7 protein-coding genes and 1 pseudogene are annotated in these 10,643 nt (G+C 61.5%); 5 read left to right on the forward strand and 3 right to left on the reverse strand.

Annotation, left to right across the window (positions count from 1 at the left end):
• Window positions 1-616 precede the first annotated feature (616 nt).
• Window positions 617-1,627 carry a formate/nitrite transporter family protein gene (locus BUB53_RS21715; RefSeq protein WP_084729444.1) on the forward strand — a complete coding sequence of 337 codons (1,011 nt, stop codon included), beginning with the start codon at window positions 617-619 and terminating at the stop codon, window positions 1,625-1,627.
• Between the two features lie 156 nt (window positions 1,628-1,783).
• Here the strand turns inward: BUB53_RS21715 and BUB53_RS23535 are convergent, their stop codons facing one another.
• Window positions 1,784-2,026: an alpha/beta fold hydrolase gene (locus BUB53_RS23535; protein ID WP_373285810.1), complete on the reverse strand. Its 243-nt coding sequence runs from the start codon at window positions 2,024-2,026 to the stop codon at window positions 1,784-1,786.
• A 200-nt stretch (window positions 2,027-2,226) separates the two neighbouring features.
• A pseudogene (locus tag BUB53_RS21720) lies at window positions 2,227-2,460 on the reverse strand (helix-turn-helix domain-containing protein); the annotation flags it as partial.
• 259 nt (window positions 2,461-2,719) lie between these two features.
• Between BUB53_RS21720 and BUB53_RS21725 the strand changes: the two are divergent.
• Complete coding sequence (locus BUB53_RS21725) at window positions 2,720-3,802, forward strand: alkene reductase (protein ID WP_073038124.1); 1,083 nt, start codon at window positions 2,720-2,722, stop codon at window positions 3,800-3,802.
• Window positions 3,803-4,082: 280 nt separating this feature from the next.
• Here the strand turns inward: BUB53_RS21725 and BUB53_RS21730 are convergent, their stop codons facing one another.
• On the reverse strand, window positions 4,083-4,556 hold the full coding sequence (locus BUB53_RS21730) for an Lrp/AsnC family transcriptional regulator (RefSeq protein ID WP_073038125.1): 474 nt from the start codon (window positions 4,554-4,556) through the stop codon (window positions 4,083-4,085).
• 125 nt (window positions 4,557-4,681) lie between these two features.
• On the opposite strand from BUB53_RS21730, the gene mdeB reads away from it, so the two are divergent.
• Genes mdeB through lpdA form a run of 3 tightly spaced genes read left to right on the forward strand, consistent with a single transcriptional unit; the run spans window position 4,682 to window position 10,333 of the window.
• Window positions 4,682-7,354, forward strand: coding sequence for an alpha-ketoglutarate dehydrogenase (gene mdeB, locus BUB53_RS21735; RefSeq protein ID WP_143163311.1), 2,673 nt, complete (start codon window positions 4,682-4,684; stop codon window positions 7,352-7,354).
• Between the two features lie 8 nt (window positions 7,355-7,362).
• The gene (locus BUB53_RS21740; protein WP_073038129.1) at window positions 7,363-8,649 is read left to right on the forward strand and encodes a 2-oxo acid dehydrogenase subunit E2; all 1,287 of its coding nucleotides are present in this window, start codon (window positions 7,363-7,365) and stop codon (window positions 8,647-8,649) included.
• Window positions 8,650-8,659: 10 nt separating this feature from the next.
• Window positions 8,660-10,333 carry a dihydrolipoyl dehydrogenase gene (gene lpdA / locus BUB53_RS21745; RefSeq protein ID WP_073038131.1) on the forward strand — a complete coding sequence of 558 codons (1,674 nt, stop codon included), beginning with the start codon at window positions 8,660-8,662 and terminating at the stop codon, window positions 10,331-10,333.
• Window positions 10,334-10,643 lie beyond the last annotated feature (310 nt).

The following is a 10,643-nucleotide window of genomic DNA, read 5'->3' on the forward strand; positions in this document are numbered from 1 at the left end:
GTGAAATGACGCCCTTTGAAATCGTTCATGACAACCGCTCTCCTGCCTGACCACGCTCGAAAGTGACCTCATCAAGAAAACTTTGCAACAGAGCCGTCAAGTCGCCGGGCTGCTGAACGAACGGGCAGCGGAGTTGGTCGCTGGCGGGTGGGACGACGGTGTGGTCGCTAACGTCCACAACTTCGACATCCTCGCCATCAAGTAACGCGATGTGACAGGAACAAGAGGCGCCTGGTGCAACGCATCAGGCGCTTTGCCGAGCGAATTTAGATTCACCGTGAAGCGGTCGTTCGAGTAACTGCAGCGAATTAGCGCTTTGTCTGCACACCGGAAGCCTTTCGCCGGGTCCTACGTACCTTAGGAAAGCGCACCGCGTCATGATAGTCTCGATAAAGCTCAATGATGCGGTCGGCGGCAGGATCCGGCCTGCCCGGAAAGTGCCCGTCGTTCTAGCCTGTAAGGATGTCGCCGCAACGATGCGCCGCCATATTGAACTCCGCGCGCGCCATTTTGCAGTTGCTGTTTGTCACCGAGATCGCCGAACGAGGTAACGATTTTCTCTTTTCAGGCAGCTAGCAGGGATAGGATCGACGGCGCAGTCTGATATTACTGGGCCATGACCGATTCGCGACACTCTGATCATCCGTCCAAAGTACGATCCAAGAAACGACCGATCGAAGTGCGTGAGCGCGACAGCGCCGCATCGGGTGCGCCTGCCGCCGGGTGGGCTACCGGCGACCGGTTCTCATGGGAGGAAATCCACCAGCGCTTGTTGGCGGGCGCCGACGAGGAAGTCGCGGAAAGAACCCGAGTACTGTTCTTCAGCGGCCTGACCGCGGGTTTCGCGATAACCTTGACATTTCTTGGCCTTACTACGGGATTGACAGCCTTCCCGGACAATCCGTTCCTGGCTTCGCTGCTTTATCCGATCGGCTTTCTCTATATCGTGCTAGGGCGGTACCAGCTTTTTACAGAGAACACACTGCCGCCCGTCAAGCTGGTGCTGACTAGGTTAGCGAGCCTGCCGCTGCTGCTCAGGCTGTGGGCGATTGTACTGGTGTCTAACATACTCGGCGCCATTTTTGGTGCCTTTATCCTGTCCGAGGCAGGGGTCGTTTCCGAGGCCGGGGGTGACGCAGCGGCGACCTTGCTGGAGCACAGCTTGGCGACGGGCTGGTGGTCTGTGTTCTTCAAGGCCTTCTTCGCTGGCTGGCTTGTTGCCGGTCTCGTTTGGCTTAGCTTTGCGGCGCGGGACACGATCTCGCGCGTGCTGATCATCTACTTCGTCTTCTTCACCATTCACGCGACGGGCCTCTACCATATCGTCTCTTCGGCCTGCGAAGTGTTCTTCGTGTACTTCCGCAGCGGGACCAATTTGGGCGCCGCTGCCTGGGGATTTCTGCTGCCAGTGGGTCTTGGAAATACCATAGGCGGCGTCGTCGCATTCTCGGTGGTAGGCTATGTGCAATCCGAACAGCATCGCTACCCAGAGGTCCGCGAGCTGAGCTTGCGAGACATATTGTTCAGCTGGAAGGGAGGTCGGCCTTTCGGAACGCCACGTCCGAGGACGCGGTACGACGAACAATCCACCGGTGAGGTAGACAGAGACACCCCCCCGGAGCATTGACCTAGAAGCCGCAAGTAAGGACGCAGCCCCATCCATCATGCGGTTCTCGGCTGAGTGCCTTTAAGCGGGAGGCGTCTCGAAATGGCCTTGTTTCACGAAGCCTGTCGGGGATTCACATTGGCCTGCCCTTTTGTGTGGTCCGGTTTCAATCTTAGCCTATGACGGGTCAGGGCCCTGCCTTCGCGACGTTGCGGCCACCGTGTGGGGGGCATGTAGCGGGCAACCTCGCCACCGCCCCACGGAGAACCCGACCAGCGCCGCATCCGTCGCGTCCGTTCCTGTCATTGCTGCCACAAGATTTTCTGTCATGGTGTCATAATCATAGCACCCGCCCGCATGTTCGGAATGACCGAAGCCCGGGCGACACGGGGCGATCACGCGAAAACCCGCCTCAGTCAGCGCGGCTGTCTGCTATTTCTACATGTCATGTCCCAGTGGCCGACCCTGCATCACCACAACGTCCGTGCCTTCGCCTTCGACGTGAGTGTGGAGCTCCGTTCCGTCAGCTACGGTAGTGTGGGACATCGGACATCTTCCTGTCTACAGGGTCACTCGGGCGTGAGTTCGGTCATCGCACCATGGAAAACCGCGGTATTACGCCCGTCATATCCCAGCTTCACCAGATCAGCATGCATCTGCTTCACTGTCCGCCGCTCTTTGCGTGACTTCCGCGTCTGGATTAGAAGCCAAGCTGACAGCCGATCCGCATAGGGATCCAGCTTGCTTGGACGCTTGGGCGTCTTGAACTACGGTTCCACCGCACCTTCACGCAGATACTTCTTTACCGTGTTCCGAGACAAACCCGTCCGCCGGGCAATCTCCCTGATTGGCATTTTGTCACGCAATACCCAGCGTCGAATGACACTCAAAAAACCCCATGTCGATCACTCCAAATCCCCCCAACCAAAACCGTCGGGGAAGTGTGTTCACATGGGTCAATTCTCAGTGACAATTTATGGGGCTACCGGGTCAGTTCTCAGTGACAATCAATAACTGCGACAGCCCTTTGACATCTAGGATTGCCGTCACCATATCCAATGACGATGATCATCATCATTAAATACTCAATCTCTAGGGCAGGCAGTTGCACCAATGACCGATAAGACAGTTTTTGACACCTACACGCTGGGCGGGATCACTCTCTCTAACCGCGTGGTGTTCGCGCCGCTCACACGCAACCGCGCCGGCGAAGGCCTGGTTCCGAGTGAGTTCGCAGCGGAATACTACTCGCAGCGCGCCAGCGCAGGCCTCGTGATCACCGAGGCGACACAGATTTCCAAACAGGCGCAGGGTTATCAGAACACGCCAGGCCTTTATACGCCCGAACAGATCGCTGCATGGCGCAAGGTGACCGATGCGGTCCATGCGAAGGGCGGGCGCATTTTCGTGCAGCTTTGGCACGTCGGCCGCGTCAGCCATGTCGATCTGCATGGAGGTGAAGCACCGGTTGCACCATCGGCGATCCGGGCCGAAACCAAGACCTTCGTGAACGACGGTTTTGCCGATGTGTCCGAGCCGCGGGCTCTGGAGACAGCCGAAATTGCCGGCATCGTCGAGGATTTCCGCAAGACGGCAGCCAATGCCATTGAGGCCGGGTTCGACGGTGTCGAAGTTCATGGCGCCAATGGCTATCTGCTCGACCAGTTCCTGCGCAGTTCCTCCAACGTCCGCACCGACGCCTATGGCGGATCGGTCGAAAACCGCGCCCGTCTGCTGCTTGAGGTCGTGGCGGCCGTAGCGAAGGAGATCGGCGCGGATCGCACCGGCGTTCGGCTGTCGCCTGTATCGCCCGCCAGCGGTGCCGTGATCACCGGCGAAGAGCAAGAGCAGTTCAACTACGTCGCCGAGAAGCTGAATGGCCTCGGGATCGTCTACATCCACGTGGTGGAAGGCGAGACCGGCGGCCCGCGCGATGCCGCACCGTTCGACTACGCGGCGCTGCGGAGCCGCTTCAAGAACACCTACATCGCCAACAATGGTTACGACCTCAATCTCGCAAACCAGCATCTGGCAGCTGGCGAGGCCGATCTCATTGCCTTTGGCAGGCCGTTCCTTGCGAATCCCGATCTGGTCGAGCGGTTAAAGACCGGGGCGGAACTGAACCAGATCGATCCGACGACGCTCTATGGCGGCGGCGCAAAAGGCTACATCGACTATCCGACGCTCGACGGCTGAGATCGCACCGCCAAGGGACGGCCTTGCTGCCGTCCCTCATCAGACATGGCCTTGATGATGTAACCGCCCCCGACGGCATCGCTGTGCCAAGGTGGGATCGCAACAATCCACTATGGGAGATCAATGCCGGAGAAGGCCGCAATCCCTCTGGCTTCGGCCCGTATCCCGCAGCTGCGCGACCGGGTAAGGCGTCGACAAAGCTCTCTCCCTTAATTGACAGTATGCTGTCAAAATAGGATAGGTCAAATCCTTCGCGCACTCTGTTCGGAGCGCGGACAGATCACCGCGTCACATTGATTTCCGTTTTGTACTTCACCTGTTTGAGCGCGAAGCTGGACTTGATATTTGCCACACCTTCGATGGTCGAGATCTTCTGCACGATGAAACGCTCGACCTCCGAATTGTCGCGGACAAGGATACGCACAAGATAATCGCTGTCGCCGGTCATGAGGTAGCATTCCATCACCTCGGGAAAGGCGTGCATCTTGGCCTCGAATGCTTCAAGCGCGCGTTCCACCTGCCGTTCCAGGGTGACCTGGATGAAGACGCTGACGCCCAGTCCGACGGTGTCCGGATCCACCAGCGCGACATACCGGCCGATCACGCCGGATTTCTCCAAAGCACGTACGCGGGCGAGGCAAGGAGAGGGAGACAGGCCGATCCGTTTCGCCAATTCCACATTGCTTTGCCGGGCATCTTTCTGAAGCTCGGCCAGTATTTTCGCGTCTGTTTGGTCTAGTTCTGTTCGCGGCATATCTCACTCATTTGTGTTATTTTTTCAGTCAGATATGCCGATGAGGGGGCGAAATGACAACAAGTTCAGTGACACCTGCGGTTCGTTAATTCGTATGCTTCATGAGCAAAATTGCCGGAGGAATCATGTCCGATTCAATCACTCAACTGGATGTCGATCCGGAGGAAACGCAGGAATGGCTGGACGCTTATCGCGCCGTCTCCGAAGTGGGCGGTGGCGCACGGGCAAGTTTCCTGCTGGGCAAACTGGAGGACGCCGCGCGGCGCGATGGCGTCTTTGCCGGTGGCGGGCTTCCGTATTCCTCGTACCGGAACACGATCCCTCTTGCCAAGCAGGGGGCGTATCCGGGTGATCTTGAGGTCGAAACCAAGCTGACCGCGATCATGCGCTGGAACGCGCTGGCCATGGTTGTGCGCGCGAACAAGGCCTATGGTGAGCTGGGTGGTCACATCGCCTCATACGCCTCGGCGGCCGAGATCTTCGAGACAGGGTTCAACCATTTCTTCCGCGCGCCGTCCGACGGGTTCGGTGGCGATCTTGTCTACTACCAGCCGCATTCCGCCCCCGGTGTCTATTCCCGCGCTTTCCTCGAAGGACGGCTGAGCGAAGACCAACTGGCAAACTACCGGCAGGAAACCAAGGGCGGGGGCCTGTGTTCCTATCCGCACCCCTGGCTGATGCCGGATTTCTGGCAGTTCCCGACCGGCTCCATGGGGATCGGGCCGATCAACGCGGTCTATCAGGCGCGGTTCATGCGGTATCTGGAGGGGCGCGGGCTGGCCGAAACCGCCGGGCGCCACGTCTGGGGCGTCTTCGGCGATGGCGAGATGGATGAACCGGAATCGATCGCGGGCCTGACGTTGGCCGCGCGCGAAAAGCTCGACAACCTGACCTTCATCATCAACTGCAATCTTCAGCGGCTTGACGGTCCGGTGCGCGGTAACGGGCAGATCATCCAGGAGCTGGAGAGCCTGTTCGTCGGCGCTGGTTGGAACGTCATCAAGGTGCTCTGGGGATCGGAGTGGGACAACCTGTTCGGCCGCGATACCGAGCTGGCGCTGCTGCGCCGTTTTGCCGATACGGTCGACGGCGAATATCAGGACCTTGGATCGAAAGACGGCGACTACAACCGCAACAAGTTCTTCGACCGTGATCCGGCGACCCGAGCCCTGGTGGCGCATATGACGGATGCCGAAATCCACGCGCTCAAGCGCGGCGGGCATGACTTCCGCAAGCTCTACGCCGCCTTCGCCGCCGCGAAGGCGCACAAGGGCCGCCCGACCGTGATCCTTGCCAAAACCAAGAAGGGCTATGGCATGGGCAATGCGGGCGAAAGCCGGATGACCGCGCACCAGTCCAAGAAGCTGGACATGGAGGCGCTGGTGGCCTTCCGGGATCGGTTCGATCTGCCGCTGTCCGAGCGCGATCTGGAGGAGCTGCGCTTCCTCAAGCCCGCCGCCGACAGCGCCGAGATGAAATACCTGCACGCCCGTCGAGAGGCGCTTGGCGGGTACATGCCGCAGCGGCGGCAGACCACGGACAAGGCGCGGCGCCTCACCGTTCCTGACGCCGACAAATACGCCAAGTTCGCCCGTGCCGCAAACGGCAAGGAAATGTCCACGACCATGGCCTTCGTGCGGATGCTCGGCTCGCTCCTCAAGGACAAGACCTTCGGACCGTCGATCGTTCCGATCGTCGCGGACGAGGCGCGGACCTTCGGCATGGACAACCTTTTCCGGCAGATCGGCATCTATGCACCGGACGGGCAGCTTTATGAGCCCGAGGACGCCGGGTCGATGATGTTCTACAAGGAGGCCAAGGACGGCCAGCTGCTGGAAGAAGGCATCACCGAAGCGGGCGCACTGTCGTCCTGGGCGGCGGCGGGCACGGCCTATTCGATACACGACACGCCGATGGTGCCCTTCTACATCTACTATTCGATGTTCGGCTTTCAGCGGGTCGGGGACCTGATCTGGGCCGCTGCCGACCAGCGGTCGCGCGGGTTTCTGATCGGGGCCACGGCGGGTAAAACCACCCTGTCGGGCGAGGGTCTTCAGCATCAGGACGGCACGTCGCATCTGTCCGCCAGCGCCATTCCGAACTGCCGGGCCTATGATCCGGCCTACGCTGGCGAACTGGCGGTCATCATGGATCACGGGATGCGCCGGATGATGGAAGAGCAGAAGGACGAATTCTACTACATCACCGTGATGAATGAGAACTACGCCCAGCCGGATCTGAAACCGGGGGCGGAAGGTGACATCATCAAGGGGATGTACCTGTTCGACCGGCGGGGCGACGCGAATTCCGACAGACGCATCCGTCTGGTCGGCTCCGGCACGATCCTGAACCAGGTGATTGCCGCGGCCGATATCCTTGCCAATGACTACGGCATTGCCTCGGACATCTTCAGCGCAACCAGCTGGAGCGAACTGGACCGTGACGCCCGCGCGGCAGAGCGCGACAGTCGGTTCGGCACGGACGCCCGGGAAAGCCATGTCGCGCAGATGCTCGGAGGCGATATGCCGGTGATCGCGGCCAGCGACTACGTGCGCGCTGTGCCCGGCCTGATCGCGCCTTATGTCGATGCGCCGATGACGATCCTCGGGACGGACGGCTTCGGCAGGTCGTCGAACCGCGTGAACCTGCGCGACTTCTTCGAGGTCGATACCAAGAACATCGCGCTCGCCGCCATAGCCGCCATGGTGAAGGCCGGACACATCGACGCCAAGGTACAGACGGAAGCGAGGAAGAATCTGAACGTGGATACGGGCGCGCCCGCACCCTGGACCGTGTGAGGCTTGCCATGACAAACAAGATCGAATTGCGCGTGCCCGATATCGGCGATTTCAAGGATGTCGAGATCATCGAGATCCCCATTGGTCCGGGCGACACCATCAAGACCGACGACACGGTCATCGTTCTGGAAAGTGACAAGGCGACTCTGGATGTGCCCTCGGACCAGGCGGGCAAGATCGTCGAACTGAAGGTCGCGGTCGGGGATACGGTCAGTCAGGGCAGCGTGATCGCCCTGATCGAAAGCGCTGAACAGGCTGCACCGGCCGAGCCTGCGCCTGCGCCCGAGAAACCTGCGCCCGAACCCGAGATCGCAACGCCGGAGGCCCCGAAAGCCTCTCCGTTCCCCGCTGCCGAACCCTCCGCTCTGCCCGCCGCGACGCCGACAGACCGGCTTGCCCATGCCTCGCCCGCGATCCGCAAGATGGCCCGAGAGCTGGGGGTCACGATCGGCGAGGTGCCTGGCACCGGGCCGCATGGGCGGATCACGCGCGACGACCTGACACGGTTCGTCAAACGGGTGATGTCCGGCACTGGCGCGGCCCCCGCCGCCGGACCGGGTTTTGGTGGCGACCTGCCACCCTGGCCCGAGGTCGATTTCGAAGCCTTCGGCCCGGTGGAGCGCGTGCCGCTGAGCCGCATCTGCAAGATCTCCGGTCCCAGTCTGGCGCGGAATGCGATAGTCATTCCGCATGTCACGAATTTCGAAGAGGCCGATGTCACCGAGACGGAGGTCTTCCGCAAGACCGCCAATGCCGAGGGTCCGGAGGCCGTGAAGCTGACCATGCTGGCCTTCGTGGTCAAAGCCTGTGTGTCCGCGCTGAAGGCCTATCCGGAATTCAATTCCTCGCTCGATGGCGATCATGTCGTGGTGAAGAAATACTACCATATCGGGGTTGCGGCGGATACGCCGGGCGGGCTCGTCGTGCCGGTCATCCGGGAGGCCGATGCCAAATCCCTGCGCGAGATCGCGGGCGAGATGAAGGACCTTGCCGGGAAGGCGCGGACTGGCAAACTGGGGCCGAAGGACATGCAGGGCGCGACCTTCACGATCTCGTCGCTAGGCGGGATCGGGGGCACTAATTTCACACCGATCATCAATGCGCCCGAGGTGGCGATCCTGGGCATGACCCGCGCGGCGATCCAGCCGAAATGGGATGGCGCGGCCTTCCAGCCCCGGCTGATCCAGCCGATGAGCCTGAGCTGGGATCACCGGGTGGTCGACGGTGTCGCGGCGGCGAAGTTCCTTGTCCACGTGCGCGATGTCCTGTCGGACTTCCGCCGGATCAGCCTGTGAGGGGATGACCATGACGGTTCAGGTCAAAGTCCCCGATACGGGCAATGCAAGCGATGTCACCGTGGCTGAAATTACGGTCGCGATCGGCGATATGGTGGCGGCGACGGATGACGTGGTTCTGCTGGAAAGCGACAAGGCAGTCATGGATATTCCGGCAGAGGCCGCGGGCCGCGTGGTGTCGATCGACGTGGCCATCGGTGACGTAGTGACGGCTGGCCAGAGCCTGATGACGCTGGAGGCGGCAGAGGCGCAAGCGGCCCCGAAAACGCTCCCCGATCCCGCCACCACCACCGCAGAAGGCACGGCCCAACTCGTCGTGCTGGGTGGCGGTCCGGGCGGCTATACGGCGGCTTTTCGTGCGGCGGACCTCGGGCTGGACGTCACTCTGATCGACTCGCGCCCCACACTCGGCGGGGTTTGCCTGAACGTCGGCTGTATTCCGTCCAAGGCGCTGTTGCACCTGGCGAAGATCATCGACGAGGCGAAGCACGCGGGTGAGGCCGGGCTGACCTTCGGCGCGCCGAAGATCGACCTCGACGGCATCCGCGCCTTTCGGGACAAGACCACCGGGCGGCTGACATCCGGGCTTGCCGGGCTGGCCAAGCGCCGCAAGGTGCGGGTCGTGACCGGGCAGGGGGCCTTCACCGGCCCGAACGACATCGAGGTGCGCGGCCCCGAGGGCACGCAGACGATCCTTTTTCAGTATGCGATCATCGCCTGCGGGTCCGAACCCGTGCGCCTACCCTTCCTGCCCGAGGATCCCCGGATCATGGACAGCACCGGCGCGCTGGCGCTGGAGGATATCCCCGAACGGCTGCTGATCATCGGCGGCGGGATCATCGGGCTGGAAATGGCCGAAGTCTATCACGCGCTTGGCAGCCGGATCACGGTGGTCGAGACGATGGACAAGATCATCCCCGGTGCCGATGCCGATATCACCCGACCGCTGCACAAACGCATCGCTGCGCGCTACGAAGAGGTGATGCTGAAGACCAAGGTCACCGGCGCGACGGCGACGGAGGCGGGGATCGAGGTCAGTTTCGAGACCGGCGACACGACGAGGACAGAGGTTTTCGACCGCGTCCTTGTCGCTACCGGCCGCCGCCCGAACGGCGGGGCGATCAAGGCCGAGGCCGCGGGGATCACCCCCGACGCGCGCGGTTTCATTTCGGTGGATACCCAGATGCGCACCGCGCAGCCGCATATCTTTGCGGTTGGCGACGTGGTCGGCCAGCCCATGCTGGCGCACAAGGCCGCGCACGAGGGTAAGGTCGCGGCCGAGGTCATCGCGGGCGAAAAGGCCGCCTTCGATCCGCTGGCCATCCCCTCGGTCGCCTATACCGATCCCGAAATCGCCTGGGCGGGACTGACGGAGACCGACGCCAAGGCCAAGGGCATCGCCTATGAGAAGGGGGTCTTCCCCTGGGCCGCCTCGGGCCGGTCGCTTTCCATGGGGCGCGACGACGGGCTGACCAAGATCCTGATCGACCCTGAAACCAAGCGGATCATCGGCGGGGCCATGACCGGCCCCAATGCAGGTGAACTGCTGGCCGAGATCGTTGTGGCAATCGAGATAGGCGCTGTGGCCGAAGACCTCGCCCTGTCGATCCATCCCCATCCGACGCTGTCCGAAACGGTCGCCTTTTCGGCGGATGCCTATCTGGGCACCTTGACGGACGGGTAGGGCGGGCTCTGATGATGTAACCGCCCCCCGACGGCATCGCTGTGCCAAGGTGGGATCGCAACAATCCACTATGGGAGGCGGTTATGTCGGAGATTACTACGGTCGGACTGGATCTGGCGAAGAATGTGTCGTGGACAGCACCGGCATCAAGGTGGAAGGCGAAGGCGAGTGGCACACGCGCAAGCATGGCGGCTCGAAACGAAGGGTCTGGCGCAGGTGATGTCACGTTAACTGCCCTATTGTTGTTCGCGTCGCGATTTCTTCTTATCTGACTGCAATGCAGACATCGGCTATCAGCTACAAGCGCCAT

It is taken from the genome of Roseovarius pacificus (genome assembly GCF_900142665.1).
GTDB lineage: Bacteria > Pseudomonadota > Alphaproteobacteria > Rhodobacterales > Rhodobacteraceae > Roseovarius > Roseovarius pacificus.

Bases quoted from the DNA above. Each gene is read 5' to 3' on its own strand.
- mdeB (WP_143163311.1), top strand. From the start codon at position 4,682: ATGTCCGATTCAATCACTCAACTGGATGTCGATCCGGAGGAAACGCAG.
- BUB53_RS21725 (WP_073038124.1), top strand. From the start codon at position 2,720: ATGACCGATAAGACAGTTTTTGACACCTACACGCTGGGCGGGATCACT.
- BUB53_RS21740 (WP_073038129.1), top strand. From the start codon at position 7,363: ATGACAAACAAGATCGAATTGCGCGTGCCCGATATCGGCGATTTCAAG.
- BUB53_RS21730 (WP_073038125.1), bottom strand. From the start codon at position 4,556: ATGCCGCGAACAGAACTAGACCAAACAGACGCGAAAATACTGGCCGAG.
- lpdA (WP_073038131.1), top strand. From the start codon at position 8,660: ATGACGGTTCAGGTCAAAGTCCCCGATACGGGCAATGCAAGCGATGTC.
- BUB53_RS21715 (WP_084729444.1), top strand. From the start codon at position 617: ATGACCGATTCGCGACACTCTGATCATCCGTCCAAAGTACGATCCAAG.